The organism is Segatella oris, from assembly GCF_900637655.1.
In the GTDB taxonomy this organism is placed as follows: domain Bacteria; phylum Bacteroidota; class Bacteroidia; order Bacteroidales; family Bacteroidaceae; genus Prevotella; species Prevotella oris.
In genome coordinates this window covers 2,642,338-2,660,060 of record NZ_LR134384.1, presented here as the reverse complement: position 1 = coordinate 2,660,060, position 17,723 = coordinate 2,642,338, and the positions used below count along the sequence as shown (strand labels likewise).

At 46.5% G+C, this 17,723-nt stretch carries 11 protein-coding genes and 4 pseudogenes; 9 read left to right on the top strand and 6 right to left on the bottom strand.

Annotation, left to right across the window (positions count from 1 at the left end):
- Positions 1 to 3 precede the first annotated feature (3 nt).
- Together EL210_RS11160 and EL210_RS11155 are read right to left on the bottom strand one after the other, a co-directional pair.
- Positions 4 to 971, bottom strand: a pseudogene (locus EL210_RS11160) (toprim domain-containing protein).
- 180 nt (positions 972 to 1,151) lie between these two features.
- Positions 1,152 to 2,336, bottom strand: a complete 1,185-nt coding sequence (locus EL210_RS11155) for a VapE domain-containing protein (protein ID WP_018919634.1) — start codon at positions 2,334 to 2,336, stop codon at positions 1,152 to 1,154.
- A 432-nt stretch (positions 2,337 to 2,768) separates the two neighbouring features.
- Here EL210_RS11155 and EL210_RS11150 point away from each other — a divergent pair.
- The 8 genes and pseudogenes from EL210_RS11150 (at position 2,769) to EL210_RS11115 (ending at position 12,502) form a co-directional block, all read left to right on the top strand.
- Positions 2,769 to 3,059: pseudogene (locus EL210_RS11150) on the top strand (helix-turn-helix domain-containing protein).
- The gene (locus tag EL210_RS11145) at positions 3,056 to 3,346 is read left to right on the top strand and encodes a helix-turn-helix domain-containing protein (protein WP_018919632.1); all 291 of its coding nucleotides are present in this window, start codon (positions 3,056 to 3,058) and stop codon (positions 3,344 to 3,346) included. The pseudogene EL210_RS11150 and the gene EL210_RS11145 overlap by 4 nt, the downstream one beginning before the upstream one ends.
- 312 nt (positions 3,347 to 3,658) lie before the next feature.
- Entirely contained in the window at positions 3,659 to 4,273 is a 615-nt protein-coding gene (locus EL210_RS11140) for a TetR/AcrR family transcriptional regulator (protein ID WP_018919631.1), read from the top strand.
- 32 nt (positions 4,274 to 4,305) lie between these two features.
- Entirely contained in the window at positions 4,306 to 6,060 is a 1,755-nt protein-coding gene (locus EL210_RS11135) for an ABC transporter ATP-binding protein (protein WP_018919630.1), read from the top strand.
- A 25-nt stretch (positions 6,061 to 6,085) separates the two neighbouring features.
- Positions 6,086 to 7,810, top strand: coding sequence for an ABC transporter ATP-binding protein (locus tag EL210_RS11130; RefSeq protein WP_018919629.1), 1,725 nt, complete (start codon positions 6,086 to 6,088; stop codon positions 7,808 to 7,810).
- A gap of 215 nt (positions 7,811 to 8,025) precedes the next feature.
- Positions 8,026 to 10,380 carry an efflux RND transporter permease subunit gene (locus EL210_RS11125; protein WP_018919628.1) on the top strand — a complete coding sequence of 785 codons (2,355 nt, stop codon included), beginning with the start codon at positions 8,026 to 8,028 and terminating at the stop codon, positions 10,378 to 10,380.
- A 33-nt stretch (positions 10,381 to 10,413) separates the two neighbouring features.
- A complete protein-coding gene (locus EL210_RS11120) occupies positions 10,414 to 11,193 on the top strand; it encodes an outer membrane lipoprotein-sorting protein (protein ID WP_026285886.1) in 780 nt (259 codons plus the stop codon).
- A gap of 1 nt (position 11,194) precedes the next feature.
- Positions 11,195 to 12,502, top strand: coding sequence for a DUF1302 family protein (locus EL210_RS11115; protein ID WP_018919626.1), 1,308 nt, complete (start codon positions 11,195 to 11,197; stop codon positions 12,500 to 12,502).
- A gap of 64 nt (positions 12,503 to 12,566) precedes the next feature.
- Here the strand turns inward: EL210_RS11115 and EL210_RS11110 are convergent, their stop codons facing one another.
- From EL210_RS11110 to EL210_RS11100, 3 genes and pseudogenes are all read right to left on the bottom strand, one after another.
- Positions 12,567 to 12,971 (bottom strand): hypothetical protein, encoded by a 405-nt coding sequence (locus tag EL210_RS11110; protein WP_018919625.1) that lies wholly within the window; start codon positions 12,969 to 12,971, stop codon positions 12,567 to 12,569.
- Positions 12,968 to 14,212, bottom strand: a pseudogene (locus EL210_RS11105) (tyrosine-type recombinase/integrase). The gene EL210_RS11110 and the pseudogene EL210_RS11105 overlap by 4 nt, the downstream one beginning before the upstream one ends.
- Before the next feature lie 12 nt (positions 14,213 to 14,224).
- Positions 14,225 to 15,459: pseudogene (locus EL210_RS11100) on the bottom strand (site-specific integrase).
- A gap of 1,605 nt (positions 15,460 to 17,064) precedes the next feature.
- Here EL210_RS11100 and EL210_RS11095 point away from each other — a divergent pair.
- Positions 17,065 to 17,400, top strand: a complete 336-nt coding sequence (locus EL210_RS11095; RefSeq protein WP_018919622.1) for a hypothetical protein — start codon at positions 17,065 to 17,067, stop codon at positions 17,398 to 17,400.
- A 24-nt stretch (positions 17,401 to 17,424) separates the two neighbouring features.
- Here the strand turns inward: EL210_RS11095 and EL210_RS11090 are convergent, their stop codons facing one another.
- Positions 17,425 to 17,697 carry a DUF4834 family protein gene (locus tag EL210_RS11090; protein WP_018919621.1) on the bottom strand — a complete coding sequence of 91 codons (273 nt, stop codon included), beginning with the start codon at positions 17,695 to 17,697 and terminating at the stop codon, positions 17,425 to 17,427.
- Between the last annotated feature and the right edge of the window lie 26 nt (positions 17,698 to 17,723).

The following is a 17,723-nucleotide window of genomic DNA, read 5'->3' as shown; positions in this document are numbered from 1 at the left end:
CCTCTATCTTATTTTAAGTCTGACTTGTTTTCTTTTGTTGCTTGTATTGGGAGTTTTCTCTAACTCTTTCTGTTGCTCACGGACACGGCTGACATGATACTCGTTGAGGTCTTTGAAGTCTTTATAATACACAGCCATATCTTCTACCTTAAAACCTGCGTTTACAAATTCCTGTACTGCTTTTCGCCCTGTATCGTCATTATCAAGAAAAGCACGAACAGAGGTTATATTTCTTTTGTTCAGGTAGTGAATACTTCTTGCTACATTACTCACAGAATTCATCACGAGACATTGGTTGGTTACTTCCCCTTTCATTGAAAGAAAAGAGAGAAAGTCCATAAAGCCTTCAAACAGACAGACGGGTTTGCCCTGTCCTCAAATATCGGAGTGATGTCTTTGGGGACAATCGTTCCTTTGAATATTTTGTTGTCCCGAAGTTCATAACTACCCGAAGAATTGGCAAAGCCGATGGTTTCATGTCTTCTTCCCCTTACCTCATAGCTGATACATTTGAGAAAGGGTATTGCCTTTTCCAAATTGATGCAACATTCCTTGATAAGATATTCCTGTAAATGTGGTGGCAAGGTCTCTGATATGCTTATCAGTCTCCTTGTACCGCTTGCCATTGTATTTTCTGTTTGCTTTGGGCTGATGGATGTTTCTCTCTTTGGAGAGCTGGAGCTGGGCACTATATACTCTGAAGCGTTCTGCCCCAAACGGCAGATGGCTTCCAAGAGCGTGCAGCCTTCCAAGCGCATACAAAGGTCGATGATACTTCCACCCCTGCCTTCGGCATAGTCTATCCAAAGGTTCTTTTCCCTGTCCACCTTGAAACTCGGATGCACTTCTTCCCTCAATGGTGAGCGATACACAGCATAGGTTGGTGTTTTGCGGGCAGGCTTGATGCCTTTCTTTTCGAGATATTCCACGATGGAATATTGCTTGATAGCTGATAAATCTTTTTCTTTCATTGTTTTGATACTTTAATGAGTTGAATGATAATTATTTATGCTTGTCTGTTTTATGGTTTTACCGTTTCCAAAGTTTTCCCCTCCAAACTTTTTCATCTTTCTTCTTACTACATATTATTTTGTGATAAGTGATTGATAATCAGTATTACTTTGTAGTATAAGACAATACTACACATTCTACTACATTTGGTTACTACAAGTTTGAAGGAGCGGGCAGGGTAGGATTTTCCTAATCTTGTAGACATAGATGGGGCTACCACCGTTTCTTCGTTTGCTCACCTTTATGTATCCTGCTTTCTTCAAGGCTTCGCCCATACGCTTGGCTTTCTCTACGTCTATGGATAGAACTTCAAAGGGCAGAAACCTTCTGCTGCCTGTCGGGTCTGTAAGAAAGTCATTGCCGTTCACTGATGCCACGAAGCTTGCCAAGTGGGGATACTCCTCCACGTACTTGTCATACGGCATACGGTACTTGACCATCGGACAGGTGATGAGGTTTTTCAGCTCGTTCTCATTCCGCTTATTGAGGGCTTTGAGTTGGTCATCTATATTTACGATAAGGTTCTGACCGATATAAGTGAGTATGTCCTTCTCTTGTGGATATATCTTGCCCGTATAGCTGTAACCGTGCAGTTTGGGTGGACAAAGTAAATCGAGAAACGTTGTCTTGAACTTACCCTGCTCACCTGTCAGTACAAGACAGGTATGGTTACGGCACTCGCGGTCGTCAATTGCGTTGGCGACCACCGCCACAAGCCACTTGGTAAGATACGGCAACCACTTGTTAGAATTACGGACGACCACGCAACTTGCCAAATTGGGAATTGCTTTTGGTGAAAAGGAAATAGGAACACTACTACCACTGTAACTACTACCATTACTACTACCATCGCCTATATCTATCAGTGGCAACTCTTTGAAATACTCCTGCACGGGATTGATACGGGGAGAGAAACTGCTCTCGATGATGGAATAAAGGTTCTCGGCAGAAGTCGCTATGCTTTCATCGCAATCAAGTTCCCTGCGAAACGTATTGATTTCATAGCGACCGATTTTTACAAAACGATTATTACCCTTACTGCAATATTCGGTTCTACCCAATACTGTATTGTATCTGAACTCGTAGTGTGTGGAGAGATAGTTTTCTATCTCTGCGTTCTTGGAGGGACTCCTCTTTCGATGAAGATTTCTCCTGCTGTCTATATTGCCTGCATCTGCTTTCTTTTTCATTATTCCCTTGAATTGATTTCCAAGAGTGAAGTTAGAGTGGGAATGCGTAACTTCCAAGTATTCAGAGCCTTCTTGCATAATGTTGCACTCGTCCGCTTTAAATTTCTTAGGGAGATAGGTAGTCAAGAAGAGCATTTATCGTCTCATTAAGAAAAAAACGGATAGTACGAACGAAGAGTAAGCAGGAAATGTGGATGTCGTTGTTTGCTTTCAGATGCAGTCTTTTGCTCCAACTATCTACAAACTATTGACTGGAGCATATTTATATCGGATTACTGTGCCAACCTATTCCATTACGACTCCACAAGCTGCCACTTGAATGAAAAGGGATGGAATAAGAAATGCCCAATATTAATTTTGCAATGAAAGAAAAAAGACGGGGCAGGAAAACGCAAATGCGAACCGACGGAACGGATTGCTCTTTTTCTTATTCTTCCCGATAATTCCCTGCTGTTCCCCACGGCTTTGAGAGGCGTACGTACGCCATTACCTTTGCCGATGGAAACAGGAAGGACCTGAAACAACAAACAACAAACAACAAACAATAAACAATAACAAAATATGATTATGAACTATTACATCATTACGGAAACCAATTGGGCAAAGCTTCGGGATGAAATCTTGAGCCTTGCGGAATGCTGCCACAAGGCATTCGGAGAGAAAAGCAAGCACACGGACTGACTGCACAACGGCGATGTGTGCCAGCTGCTGAATATCAGCAAACGCACCTTGCAGCATTATCGTGATACGGGTGTGCTGCCGTTTACGCAAATCGGACACAAGTGCTATTACAAGCGCGAGGATGTGGAAGCACTTCTTCTTACGAAGTCGAACAAATCTAAAAACAGACAGATATGATGGAAACAGCAAGAGACTTGAACATGGAGACGGACGAGATGCAGCTGGTCGTCTCGGCATTGAGAGGTGTGGGGAAACGGATTGTGGAAGTAGCACAGACGCACAAACCACTCTTTGCTGGCGAACTTTTCCTCACGGGTAAGGAAGTGTGCGAGCGGCTGTATATCAGTCCCCGTACCTTGCAGGACTACCGAGACAGGAAGATTATCCCCTACACGCAGTTTGCAGGAAAGATACTCTACAAGGCTTCGGACTTGGAGAGAATGTTGGAGGAGAATTACAAGTGAGGGGATTGATTTTGTATAACTGAAACTCTTCATATTCTATTCCACAATATGTTGTTTGACTTATAAAATAAATTTAGATATTCAACACACATAAGTATTTATTGCAAAATACTTATTTTGGGGTATTGCAGTGTTTTTATATCTTTACTACTTTTGCAAAATAAACATTGCAACTATGCGAATACACAATATTTATATAGTAAGAGCGCAAATGGGTTCGTTCAATCTATCGCACCGTTCGATTACGAAACGGTGCGATTTTTTTATGAACAAAACAGAACTTTGTTCATTATTTAAAGTTTTCATGGGGGTATGCAGAAACTGAAAGACGACATTCGGCTGCGTATCGTTGCCGTGGCGCGAGAGGAGTTCATCGCTCACGGCGCACGCAGCACGTCTATCCGCACAGTGGCGCGGCGTGCGGGCATTGCTGCTGGCAACGTATACAACTACTTCCGCAGCAAGGACGAGCTGTTCTGTGAGGTGCTGCGGCCGCTGCTCAACGAGCTGAACCGCTACATTCTGTCGCACAACGAAGAGCGGCACCTAAGCATCGAGGTGTTCGACGCACTCGATTTCCAGAACGAATACATCGGCGCAATGAAACGAATGGTGAGGCTTTACCGCCCCGAGCTTCGGCTGTTGCTGTTCAATGCCGAGGGCACATCGCTTACTGGGTACAAGGAAAGGATAGTTAAGCACCAAATGAAAGTTGGTTCGGAATACCTGCGACTGATGAAAGCGCGCTATCCGCACATCAACATTGACATCTCGCCCTTCTTCCTGCACATTGCGAGTTCTATGTGGGTGAACATCTTCTGCGAACTTGTGGAGCACGAGGACTACGACGAAAGCGAGGTGAACCGTGCACTCGAGCAGTATGCCGCTTACAGTATGGCAGGGTGGAGAGAGCTGATGAAACCGTAGGAACAATAACCTTTTAACATATATAGAAGAAGATGATAAAAATACTGAAACGCTTAGGACGTTACATGGGAGGGCGCAAGCCATTGCTGCCCTGCTCGGTTGTGCTGTCGGCAGTGAACGGACTGCTGTCGCTCGTACCCTTTATTTTCCTATGGTTGGTAGTGCGCACGCTGCTCACTGCCGATGGAAACCTTGCCAATACGCCCGTATGGGACTATGCCATTGCGGCGTTCGCAGTGTCAGTGGCGAATATTTTGCTCTATTTTTCCGCCCTCATGCTCTCACATCTTTCCGCTTTCCGCATCGAAACCAATATGCGGCGCACTGCAATGGAACGGCTGATGCGTATTCCGTTGGGCTTTTTCGACACGCAGAACACGGGGTGCATGCGCAAGATAATAGATGAAGATTCGAGTCAGACCCACACTTTCGTAGCACACATACTGCCCGATGTGGCAGGTAGCGTGGTGGCTCCGATAGGCATTATAGTTCTTCTGCTTGCCGTAGACTGGCAGTTGGGCATTGCCGCAATGGTACCGATAGTGTGCGCCTTCGGCATCATGGGCTACATGATGAACCCAAAGAACAACGATTTCCAGCGTATGTACCTCGACGCACAAGAGAAAATGAGTGCTGAAGCCGTAGAATACGTGCGCGGAATACCCGTCGTGAAGGTTTTCCAACAGACGGTATTCTCATTCAAACGCTTTCACGATAGCATCATCAACTACCGCGACCTTGTCATCAGGTACACCCTTCTGTGGCGTACCCCCATGTCTACCTACACCATAGTTATCAATGCTTTCGCTTTTCTGCTTGTACCAATGGGCATCATACTGATAGGGCACGGCGGCGAAACTACCATCATAGTTTCCGATATGGTACTGTATGTGCTCATCGCACCCATCATTGCAGCCAACGTGATGAAAGCCATGCACCTCAGTCAGAACCTTTTTCTGGCAAACGAAGCAGTAGATCGATTGGAGAAACTCACCGCCACACCGCCGCTTCCTGAAAGTTCCGAGCCCAATAAAGTGGGAACCTTCGATGTCAGCCTGCACAATGTGTCGTTCCGATACGAAGCGGCGGAGCACGATGCCGTAAGCCACATCGACCTTGACATACCACAAGGCAAGATCGTTGCGCTGGTGGGAGCATCTGGAAGCGGCAAGACAACCATCGCAAGGCTCATTCCACGCTTCTGGGATGTGCGCGAAGGCATTTTGAAAATAGGAGGTATGGACGTTCGACACATGGATAAGGCAACGTTGATGCGCAATGTGTCGTTCGTATTTCAGAACACCCGACTGTTCAAGACCTCCATCTTAGAGAACATACGCTACGGCAATCCCGATGCAACCATCGAGCAGGTGAACCACGCCATAGACCTCTCGCAGAGTCGGGAAATCATCGAGCGGCAGCCACAGGGACTGAACACTGTGATAGGAGCAGAGGGAACATACCTCTCCGGTGGCGAACAGCAGCGCATAGTGCTTGCTCGTGCTATTCTGAAAGATGCTCCCATCGTGGTGCTCGACGAGGCTACTGCCTTTGCCGACCCTGAAAACGAGCACCTTATCAGGAAAGCCTTTGCCCACCTTACTTGCGGAAAGACTGTGCTCATGATAGCCCACCGACTGACCACCGTGCAAGATGCCGACAACATTGTCGTGGTGGACAAGGGCAGAATAGCCGAACAGGGCACCCACCAACAGCTCATGGAGCAAGCCACATTATATTATAGGATGTGGAACGAATACCAAAAGTCGGTGGCATGGAAACTATAAACCTAAACAGAAAGGACTCAAGACAATGATAAAATATCTTCAACAACGGTTCGCCCTCACCGAAAAAGGAGCGAAAGACTTGCGGAAAGGCATCGCCTTCTCTACACTGATGAACCTCGCATTGATGCTGCCACCCACCTATTTGTTCTTCTTCCTCATGGAGTACATCGACTCCGAAACTCCCGCCGAGCCTCACACGCTGTGGTTCTATGTGGCTGTGGCTTTGCTCTTGGCTGTGCTTATGTTCTTCATAGCCCTCCGACAGTACGACAGCACCTACACCACCGTTTACAACGAGAGTGCGCAACGCCGCATCGGAGTGGCAGAAAAGCTTCGCCACCTGCCCCTCTCTTTCTTCGGCGAACGCAACCTTTCCGACCTCACCTCTACCGTGATGGAAGACTGCACGATGCTCGAGCAAACCTTCTCGCACGCTGTTCCCCAGCTGTTTGCATCAGCTCTGAGCGTCGTCATCATCGCCATTGGTATGTTCTCCTACAACTGGCAGTTGGCTTTAGCCCTCTTTTGGGTCGTTCCGCTTGCCGTAGCCACACTGCTGCTGTCGCGCCGTCAGCTCCACAAAGCCTTCGTTCAGCACTATAAAGTGAAGCGCGGTGTAACCGAACAGATACAGGAAGGCTTGGAATGTATGCAGGAAATAAGGTCATACAGTGGCGAACAGGCATACTGCCACAGCTTCGACAAGCTGCTGAAGGGCTACGAACGCGAGCTTGTGCGCGGCGAACTCGTGGCAGGGGTCTTCCTCAACCTCGCCGGAATGTTGCTCAAGCTCGGTATGCCCACCGTTATATTGGTGGGAGCGTGGCTGTTACAGCAGGACAAAGTGTCGGTATTCACCTACTTGGCTTACCTCTTGGCATCGGCAATGGTCTACAATCCCATTATCGAAGTATGCAACTACCTTGCCCTTCTCTCCTTCCTCGACGTGCGCATCAACCGTATGAAGGAAATAGAAAGCATGCCCACGCAGGAGGGAAGTGCAGCTGTACAACTCGACAACTACGACATCGAGTTCCGCAACGTAAGTTTTGCCTACGAAACCGCGAAGCAAGTGCTGCACAATGTTTCCTTCACGGCACGCCAAGGCTCTGTTACCGCCCTCGTAGGACCGTCGGGTGGGGGCAAAAGTACTACTGCCAAGCTTGCCGCACGCTTTTGGGACATCAACGACGGACAAATTCTTGTGGGTGGAAACGACATCTCAAAGATTGACCCCGAAACGTTGCTGAAACACTATTCCATTGTTTTTCAGGACGTATTGCTGTTCAATGCCTCTATAGCCGATAATATACGCATCGGCAAACGCAACGCAACCGACGAAGAAGTGCACCACGCTGCCCGACTCGCGCAGTGCGACGACTTCATCAGCCGAATGCCGCAAGGCTACGATACCGTTATCGGCGAAAACGGAGAAACCCTTTCGGGTGGCGAACGGCAGCGCATTTCCATTGCCCGAGCCCTGCTGAAGAATGCCCCTATCATACTTCTCGACGAAGCTACCGCAAGCCTTGACGCCGAGAATGAAACGAAAATACAAGCGGGTATCTCCGAACTGGTGCGCAACAAAACCGTTATCATCATAGCACACCGTATGCGCACCGTCCGCAATGCTGACCACATCGTGGTGCTTAGTGGCGGAACGGTGAGCGAACAGGGCACTCCAGACGAACTGTTGGCTCGTAACGGCGAGTTCGCCCGCATGATTCGTCTGCAACAGGAAAAACAGTAATGATACCCCTCTACATCAATTGCTCGCAAAGGATTATGGCAAACAGCAACAATATATGACTTACGGGTATATGCCTTTCGTGCAAATTGGACAGACGAGTCTAATGACGTGGACAAATTCATCCACTTAGTTGGATATGTGTATCCAATTCTGTAAGTATTAAAGGTTCCCAACGACTGATTAGAGATAATACTAAGAATAAAAATAAAACAACAATGAAAATCGTAAAAATCAATAGTAAATTCAAGCGGTTGGCAGACTGGATACTCAGCCACCGTCTTGTGGTCGGTGCGTTGTTCGCAATCATCATCGCTTTCTCGTTTGTGGGGGCGAAGCGCATCGTGATGAAAACCTCGTTCGACGACTATTTCGTGAGCGACGACCCGATGCTGCTCAAGACCAACGAGTTCAAGTCTATCTTCGGCAACGACTACTATGTGGCGGTGCTGGTGAAAAACAAAGATATCTTCTCTCAACGCAGCCTAACGCTCATTCGCGAGCTGAGCAACGAACTGAAAGACAGCCTGTCATATGCCGACAAAGTAACGTCGCTCACCGATATTGAGTTTACCGCAGGTACAGAGGAGGGTATGACCATAGAACAGATTGTTCCCGACGAAATTCCGTCAGATACCGATTCGCTGAATGTTATCCGGCAGAAAGCGTACAGCAAACCGTATTTGGCAAAGAAGATGTTGTCGCACGATGGCACGATGACATGGATTATGGTGAAATTGCGGCCGTTCCCCGAAGATAGCGTGTGGAAGAAGACAAGCGATATTGCACCCGACATGATTACGGGCAAAGAAGCTGGACACATTATTGGCAAGGCAAAATATGCCGAGCTGTCACCCAATGCCACAGGAATGCCCTATCTGGGCTATGAGAAATTCAATTATCTCAAAGGCGAATTGGGCAGACTGTTTCTTTTTGCCTTCATTATCTCCATCGTTGTGATGCTCATCGTAACCCGTTCGCTGCGTGGCGTTATTGCACCACTGCTCACGTCCTTGTTCGGATTGCTTATCAGTTTCGGCATCATCGGCTGGACAGGCATCTACATTGATATGACTACAACAATGATAGCTGTGATACTAACTTTTGCCTGCTCCATCGCCTATAATATCCACCTGTACAATTTCTTCAAGACGCAGTTTGTAGAAACAGGCAAACGCAGGGAATCTATCAAGGAAGCTGTAAGCGAAACAGGTTGGGGTGTGTTGCTGTCGGGACTTACCACCGTGGCTGCTATGATGACATTCTTGTCAATGAAGATAGTACCGATGCAAGCCATCGGCATCAACACCTCGCTCTGTCTGCTTGCCGTGCTGCTCACTTGCCTGCTGCTTACCCCCATTCTGTTGTCGTTTGGCAAGGATCGCAAGCCTGTCACCGATATGTCGAAAAGTTTTGAAGGATATATCGGCAAACGATTCGAACTGTTCGGCAGTTTCGTGATGCGCAACCATCGTTTCATTGTTGCATCGTCGGTTTTACTGACCATCTTCTGCGGTATCGGACTCTTCTTCATCGAACCAGCATTCGACATCGAAAAAACGATGGGGCGAAAGATTCCTTATGTCAAGAAATTCCTTGATCTCTGCGAAACCGAGCTCGGTTCGATATATGCCTACGACCTTATGATTACCTTGCCAAACGACAACGACGCCAAAAAGCCAGAGAATTTGCAGAAACTCGACCGACTGGCGGAGATTGCGGGTGGCTACAAACTAACGAAACGCCACAATTCCATCACCGACATCGTAAAGGACATGAACTGCACGCTCAACGGCAACAATCAGCAGTTCTACCGTATTCCCGACAATGCCGATATGGTGGCGCAGTTACTGTTGCTCTATGAGAATGCAGGTGGTACGGAGTCGGAATACTGGATGGACTACGACTACAAGCGTTTACGATTGCAGTTAGAAATGAAAAACTACAACTCCAACGAGGCAGAAAAGGAAATGAACGACTTGCAGATGGAGGCACGCAAGCTCTTTCCCAATGCACACATTTCTGTGGTAGGTAGCATACCGCAGTTCACCGTGATGCAGCAGTATGTGGAACGTGGGCAGATGTGGTCTATGCTGTTGTCGGTATTGGTCATCGGTATTATCCTCGTGCTTGTCTTCGGCAACTGGAAAGTAGGGCTTGTGGGTATGATACCGAACATTGCCCCTGCCATCATTGTGGGCGGTATGATGGGTTGGTTGGGCTATCCGCTCGATATGATGACTGCCTCGCTCATTCCGATGGTCTTGGGTATTGCCGTCGACGACACCATTCATTTCATCAACCACAGCCATGTAGCATACGACAGATGCGACGATTATGCAGAATCCATCAACCGAACCTTCCGCACAGAAGGACTTGCCATCGTGATGTCCACGGTCGTCATCTCAGCTACGTTTACAGGTTTCGTCTTCTCCGATGGCACACAGATGCGCAATTGGGGCATTCTGGCTGTTGCTGGTATGACGTCGGCACTGCTGGCAGACCTCTTTCTCACGCCCATTTCCTTTAAATATCTCCGAGTATTTGGGAATGGAAAAAGACTTCATGAGTAACAAAAAACATCATAAGAAACAAAATATAACGATATGAAAACAAGACATTTTACATTGCTGTTCATCGCCATACTAGCGGTTTGTAGTGCACAAGCAGCAGGGCAGTCAGGCAGAGACATCATGCAGAAAGTAAGAAACCGTGCAGACGGCGACACACGTTCTGCCACCATCGAAATGACGCTCATTCAGAAGAGCGGTCATAAGCGTGTGAGGAAACTCGAATCGTGGGCAATGGACATAGGCAATGATATGAAGAAAATCATGTTCTTCACCTATCCCGGCGACGTGAAGGGTACGGGATTTCTCACTTGGGACTACGACAATACCGCCAAGGTGGACGATAAGTGGCTCTATCTTCCGGCAATGAAAAAGACGAGGCGCATCAGCGGGAAGTCATCAAAAACCGATTACTTCATGGGCAGCGACTTTACCTACAACGATATGAGCGCCCGCAGCGTGGACGAAGAGAAGCATACGCTTCTGCGCGAAGAAATGTTGGGCGGTCAAAAATGTTGGGTGGTAGAGTCGGTACCCAACGACAAGGATGAGATTTACACACGCCGCGTCACCTGGGTTCGGCAGGACTGCCTGATGGCGGTAAAGGCGGAATACTACGATAAGCTGAACAAGCTGCACCGTAGGCTCACGATTTCCAACATAAATAAAATGCAGGGCTTCTGGACGATGCACCTTATGCAGATGGAGAATGTACAGACGGGACACAAAACCATTATCCGTATGGACAATCAGAAGTTTAACATAAAGCTGTCGCCTAACTTTTTCACTGTTTCCCAACTGGAGAAAGGACTCTGATATGAAACTATTTATGCTCTTGCTTGTGCTGATACTCTCGGTGCAGGCAGCGGCCCAAATCGAAAATACATTGCCGGCCGATAGCGATACCATCGGTTCGGAATGCACTCCGCAGGAAACGGTCGAAGCATCGGACGATAACGCCTTGCAGGTGCAGGTGAAAGGTTTTCTTGATACCTACCATGCCGTAAGGACGGAGGGACGTGCCGACTGGATGGCTTCGCGGACTCGGGCGCGGGGAGAACTCAAACTCGAGAAAGGGGCGGCTTCGCTCTTCCTATCCCTGAACGCCACCTACAACGGAATATTGAAAGAACGCACAGGACTGGAGTTGCGCGAGGCTTATCTCTCTTATGCAAAGGGCAACTTCGACCTGCGCGTCGGGCGGCAGATTGTCGTATGGGGCGTGGCGGATGCACTGCGCGTTACCGATTGTGTGTCGCCGTTCGATTATACTGAGTTTCTCGCACAAGACTACGACGACATTCGCATGCCCGTCAACGGATTGCGTGCAAAGTATACGACAGGTTCGGTCACCCTTGAAGCCGTGTGCAATCCTGTAGCAGACTTCTTCGTGTTGCCGACAGACGAGCGCAATCCGTGGGCAATACGCCTGCCATCTGCTACACTACCCTATACCACCGACTTGGAAAGCGGCAAGCCGGAGAAGAAAATCAAGAATATGGAGTTTGGCGGCCGGGCAAGCGTCAATCTCAGCGGAATAGACTTCTCCGTGAGTGCCTTGCGGACGTGGAACAAGCTGCCCGCCCTTTGCCCTGCCCTGTCGGGCGATGGAAGGACGCTCCACATCAACGGACAGTACCGCCGTATGACGATGTTGGGTGCCGACTGCTCATTGCCCGTCGGTCAGTTTGTCCTCCGCGCCGAAGTCGCCGAGTACATAGGCGAGGCACAAGGAAGCGGCTTGGGGCAGAATGCCGTGCGACGCAACACGCTCAACGCCCTTGCAGGGGTAGACTGGTATCCGGGTAACGACTGGAACATCAGCGTGCAGTATTATCATAAATACACATCGGGCAATCTCGCAGCACTCTCCGTCTATCGCAATGCCGGGCTTGCCACAGCAAGACTCTCGAAGGAATTGCTGCACAACACGCTGAAACTCTCCACTTTTGCCTACATCGACGTGGCAAACGGCGGCATCTTCAACCGCCTTTCCGCCTCCTATTTTCTCAACGACGATATAGAACTAACCGCCGGCTACGACTATTTCCATGCCAACAAAGGCAAGTTTGCCATGTATGGTAAGAACTCCGAAGCGTGGGTGAAGATAAAGTACAGTTTCTGACTCCATTTTAATACATCTTTTGTAGTTATGTCGTAGGTTGATATCGATGAAAGAGAAAAGCATATCAATTGATACTGCCATTGCAGTGTAGATATATCTGCTCCATCACAGGTGCAGAGCGGTGCAGTTCTCGACAGATGTGTTTTCTAAACAGGTGTGCTTCCGCGCTGTCCAATTGATAAGACAAAGCGATGATGATTGAAAGCGGATAAAGCGAAGCATAACCTTTTAACTGTCCATTTACGAACACTTCCACCTCCCCTACATTCCTTTCCTCGGGATGTAGGGAAAATGTTTTGAGGAGTAGTTGCAATTGATAATTGAGCTTCCTCCATGTTACATTAAAGAAATCTACGAGTTCACTCTCTGTCATAGCTATCTCGCCTTTGCCTTTGCGAGTGATTTGCATATTATCGCCCCATTCGAAATAGCTTCGCTCTCTTTTTGTTTGATGGTGATTGACATTCATACGGTTTCCTCCTTCGTTTCTTTTGTCTGATGTTTCCTTATCAACCTGTCCATGTCCTCCGAAATCTTATTGTCCGTCACCTGTGCGTAGATTTGAGTACTGGATATAGAGGCGTGCCCCATCATCTTGGCAATGCTTTCGATGGGTATTCCTGCACTTAAACTCATCGTGCCAAACGTGTGCCTCGCCATGTGGTAGGACAACCGTTCCCTGATACCGCAAGCTTTGCCTACGATGCGCAGCTTTACACTCTTCACGCTACGGCTACAAGCACAGTGAAAGATAAAGTCGTCGCCTTTTTCTTTCACTGTCTGCATTTCTTTCATGCTCAGTTGTTCTTTCTTGCATTGATTGATGACGGTCTCCGCTATCGGGTGCAGGGGCACAATAAACTCCACCTTTGTCTTCTGCCTTTCTTTACGGATATATTTCTGTCCGTCGGCTGCCGTTTGAATGTGTCCCAATTGCAAATGTTACATATCAGCAATAGCCAAGCCCGTAAAGCATGAGAAGATAAACATCCGTCTTGCTTGTTCTGCTTCCTTATCAAGTACTCTCAGTGCCATAAGTTTAGATACTTCGCTCTTTTGCAAAAAGCGTATCTTCTGTTCCGCTTTCTCATACTTGGCATTCTCAAAAGGATTACAGCGAATGAGCCTTTGACTGACCGCACGATACATCAGCCTACTCAGCCAACAAAGGTAACGATTTAGGGTTGCTGTTGCCAAGCCTCGTTTTTTCAGATAGAAACGGTATTCTTCAAACAAGTCTTCCGTTATAGTGGCTATGGTTATATCTATCACTCCCTTATTTTTTACAAACTCCGTAAGCAACTTATCTGAATAGAATAGGTTCTGATAAGTCCCCTCTGCCCTTGATTTGCCCACGCACTCTTTAACTGCTTGCAGTTCTGCTTTGCTCATGGCAAGAAGTGTTGTCGGCATGGTGGCTATTCCCTGCAAACGGTTCTTGAGCAGTTCCACACTTACCACTCCGTCCTTTATCAGAATATCCTGATAGGTCTTCTCTACAAGTTCCTTAAACTCGCCGATTCTTTGATTGGTTTTCTTGTCGGTTGTCAGTCCTTTCCTGCTGTTCCACTCGGAGGACTTGCACTGCTCGCCTGTGGTGATAGCAGTGCTCTTACCATCTATGGTGATACGGCAGAGAATAGCAGTCTTGCCGTCTGCCTTTGTTTTCTGTCTGTTGATGTAAAACAATATCTTGAATGTACTTCTCATAAAAAATCTTGGTTAAATGGTTAAACGTAAATCTTCTGTGAAAGAAAGGAAACGGTTAAACTCCTCAAAGAGTTTCTGCGGTGTAACCTTTGCATAACGTTCGGTCATACTTACGTTCGTATGTCCGAGCATCTTACTCACCGTTTCGATTGGAACGCCCTGTTCCAAGGTGATAAGCGTGGCAAAGGTGTGTCTTGCCGTGTGCGAGGTAAAGGGAAAGGATATATCTGCACGAAGTCGTAAAGCTTTGAGGCAACTCTGATAGTTTTTATACCCCATGAAAGGGAGCAGTGTTTCCCTTTCATCGCTGTGCATTTTCTCTATTAATCGAATAGCCTCCGCCGGTAACAGTTTGATACGACAAAGCACACCCGTCTTCTGTCGGTTGAACTTCAACCAAAAACTACCTGCATCATCATGGACAAGATGCTTCTTGCTTAGTTCCATCAAATCACAATAGGCTGCACCGGTATAACAGGCGAAGAGAAACACATCACGAGCAGTTTCCATTTCTTTTTCCAATTCATCAAAGCGGAGTGCTTTGAGTTTGTCCAATGCTTCCTTGTCGAGAGCTTTGGGTGCTTTCTTGTCTCCTCGTTCTATATGTACTTTATCAAACAGAAGCGTATCTGCCAGCCCCTCACGATAAGCCAGCCTACAGACGGTCTTCAAATCTGCTGCAACTCTGAAGAATGTGCTTTGCTGATGACCAAGCTCACCAAGACAGAATGCTTGCAATTCGTAGATGAAGCTTTCTGGCAATTGCGAGAAAGCCAAATCCGAAACATGATACTTCTTCTGTATAAACTCCTGTAATCGTTTTCGAGTGGAATAATAGGCGGACATAGATCCTTCCTTGATGTCTATACCGATATGGCTTTCTTTCTCCTTGATGAGTATATCCCCAGCCTTTCGATGAGCCTGCATCGTGCCTGCACACTGCCTTGAAACTGTTCCTTTACATCAGTTGCATCAAATGACTGTCCTTTGGCAATTAGCGACTGATAGGTAGATTGAATGGAAAGCAACAAGTTCTCCAACCTTCCGTTAATCTCCACCGCCTCACGGCTTTTGCCGTCCATCCTGCTCTCACGTGAATTCCATAAGCCGGGATTGCAGGAGAGTTTACAACTAAACTGGGCAATGGAACGCCCAATGGTAATACGTCCCATAATCGGGGCCTTGCCCGACTTGTCCAAACCGCTCTTTTTAAGGTAGAGCAACACCTTCATTTTCTCTGTTTTCATACGCTTTAATATTTGTGGGCAAAATTACCCGAATTAAAGCGTTCCTCACTTACGCAGAAAACTGCCGACCGAAGCAACAGCCACACGAACGATAATAATTCAGTTACCTATTTCTTCTCCATCGTTACCAACATCAAAACAAGGTAACACTCTGGTAACTGAACTTCTGCCTAAATCTGCATATTTCTGCCCTTTACAAATAGAGCAGTATTATGCTAATTCGTGTATTTCCTCCTCATTATCAGTTAGTTTACATCAACCTCAACATTTCTTCATTTTCAGTGATTAGTTACCTCACAACTAAAGTCATTTTACGATATAAAGTGACTCAAGTTACACGCTAATTAGCGTCAAGTTACAGCGTAATTAGCGTCAAGTTGCCACACGATTTAATAGAGATTGTCACATGATTGGGTATATATTGTTCTATAAACTACCTGTTATTATATGATGACAATGGATATTGTGTCGTGCGATGAGTGCCATGCTGGGCTATCCCGACTTTCGTTCCTATGAGTGACAACGGATATTGTGTTATGCGATGAGACATTTCTCATGTAGTAACTGCGTAGCAGTTATGCTTTTGAAAGCCCGTGGTTGGCGAGGAACGAGCCTACCTCGTGGGAATGATAACGCGTGGTTTTCAAACCCGGTACGGGTTTTGCTTCTTCCAATTACGTGGCGGATACGAAAAAGCTGAACCCGTTCCGGGTTCATTTCATACGTCCATTTTATCCCCACGTAGGCTCACTTCGCTCGCCGACGTGAGGCTTTCAAAAGCACAACTCGTACAGAGTTGCCCTCCCACCTCTCGCCTCTTATCTTGCCACATGGTCATTATGATGAAACAATAGGGTGGAGATTACTACACGACAGGGTATAGAACGCATGCTTATTTGAGTCATTTTACGGCGTAAAGTGACGCAAGTTGCATGGTGATTTGAGTCAAAAAGCAGAATAATCAATGTCAAATGATTATGCAAACAGATATGGATTACACGAATTGGGGATAAATCTTTGCTTTTGAATAGTTTCAATTGCTTATCCTGAACTAAGGTGTTTGATGCTGCTATTTACCTCAAAAAGTGCTGTGATTTAAGTCTGATGGTGAGACGATTTGACGTAGATTGCATGGAATTTCAATGTTATTTTAGTCTTTATTTTGTGTTGATTTTTGCAAAATTCTGATAACCAATGCGTTATGGATTGCCAAAATACAGCCCGTATTTGGAGCGGGATAGTCTTTCATTTCAAATATGCGAGCTATGCGAGAACATTTGTAAAGTTCCTTGATAAGATTTAACTTATAATCCGTTTGCACTGTAAAGTTCTTTGTACACCAATGGTATTCGGTTGTTTCCCGTTTGATTTTTGGAGATAGTTTCAGTTCAGTACAAATACAGTCCAATCGTCCTGATGATATTTACCTGCTTGAATTCACTGCCAAAACAGGTAAGGATATGTCGGAAGTAAGGAGGAACAGCAAGAAAACCCAACTGATGATGGCGGACTGTTCTTTTTATCTTTCCTGTCAAAAAGGCATTTGTTTCTGTGTTTTTTTACTAAATTTGCAGTATTATTACAGACCTAACAGAAGAAGGCAGAATGACAATTATCCTCGCATTACATGCAATTTGCATTTATTTCTTTTTGAAGCGGAACTCTGATGTGCCAGTTTGGTTGAAGTTGTTTGCATTGAGTCCGCAATTAATATCACCGTTAGTGGTGTTTGTAACCATCTTTTTCTTTGATGCACCAGGCGTTTCTTGGAAGGCTGTGGCTTTGTTTATATTGGCCAACGCTTATACTTTCTTGATTTATATCGGTGCATTCTGGGCTTGCAGCTTCTATAGGAAAGGGTTTCGTCGTTGGGTACTTGTGCCTCCTTCTCTGTTTACGCTCATTAATCTTTCTGCCTGCTTAGCATTCTTTCGGGCATAGAAAGCTTACAGAGTTGATGAGGATTTACTTCTCTTCTTCGTAATCTACGTATTCACCTTCATCTTCTTTGAATATCTTCTTGTTGGCTTCCTCGGGTTCACGTGTGTCGAATACTTGTTCCCTGTCACCGTAGGTGCGGCGTCGTTGTGCATTCTGTTGTCGCTGACCGAAGTCTTGTGCACGTTGATTGTATCTGTTGATATTGTTTCGGAACGTATTGATGAAGCGAAAAGCTGTCAGCAAGATGAATATGAAGAGTACTATGAAAAGCAGAAATATAAACTTGAATAAGAACATCGTCTATCCCTCCTTAATTATATAGG

Bases quoted from the DNA above. Each gene is read 5' to 3' on its own strand.
- EL210_RS11145 (WP_018919632.1), top strand. From the start codon at position 3,056: ATGATGGAAACAGCAAGAGACTTGAACATGGAGACGGACGAGATGCAG.
- EL210_RS11095 (WP_018919622.1), top strand. From the start codon at position 17,065: ATGACAATTATCCTCGCATTACATGCAATTTGCATTTATTTCTTTTTG.
- EL210_RS11130 (WP_018919629.1), top strand. From the start codon at position 6,086: ATGATAAAATATCTTCAACAACGGTTCGCCCTCACCGAAAAAGGAGCG.
- EL210_RS11155 (WP_018919634.1), bottom strand. From the start codon at position 2,336: ATGCTCTTCTTGACTACCTATCTCCCTAAGAAATTTAAAGCGGACGAG.
- EL210_RS11125 (WP_018919628.1), top strand. From the start codon at position 8,026: ATGAAAATCGTAAAAATCAATAGTAAATTCAAGCGGTTGGCAGACTGG.
- EL210_RS11140 (WP_018919631.1), top strand. From the start codon at position 3,659: ATGCAGAAACTGAAAGACGACATTCGGCTGCGTATCGTTGCCGTGGCG.
- EL210_RS11120 (WP_026285886.1), top strand. From the start codon at position 10,414: ATGAAAACAAGACATTTTACATTGCTGTTCATCGCCATACTAGCGGTT.
- EL210_RS11135 (WP_018919630.1), top strand. From the start codon at position 4,306: ATGATAAAAATACTGAAACGCTTAGGACGTTACATGGGAGGGCGCAAG.
- EL210_RS11090 (WP_018919621.1), bottom strand. From the start codon at position 17,697: ATGTTCTTATTCAAGTTTATATTTCTGCTTTTCATAGTACTCTTCATA.
- EL210_RS11110 (WP_018919625.1), bottom strand. From the start codon at position 12,971: ATGAATGTCAATCACCATCAAACAAAAAGAGAGCGAAGCTATTTCGAA.
- EL210_RS11115 (WP_018919626.1), top strand. From the start codon at position 11,195: ATGAAACTATTTATGCTCTTGCTTGTGCTGATACTCTCGGTGCAGGCA.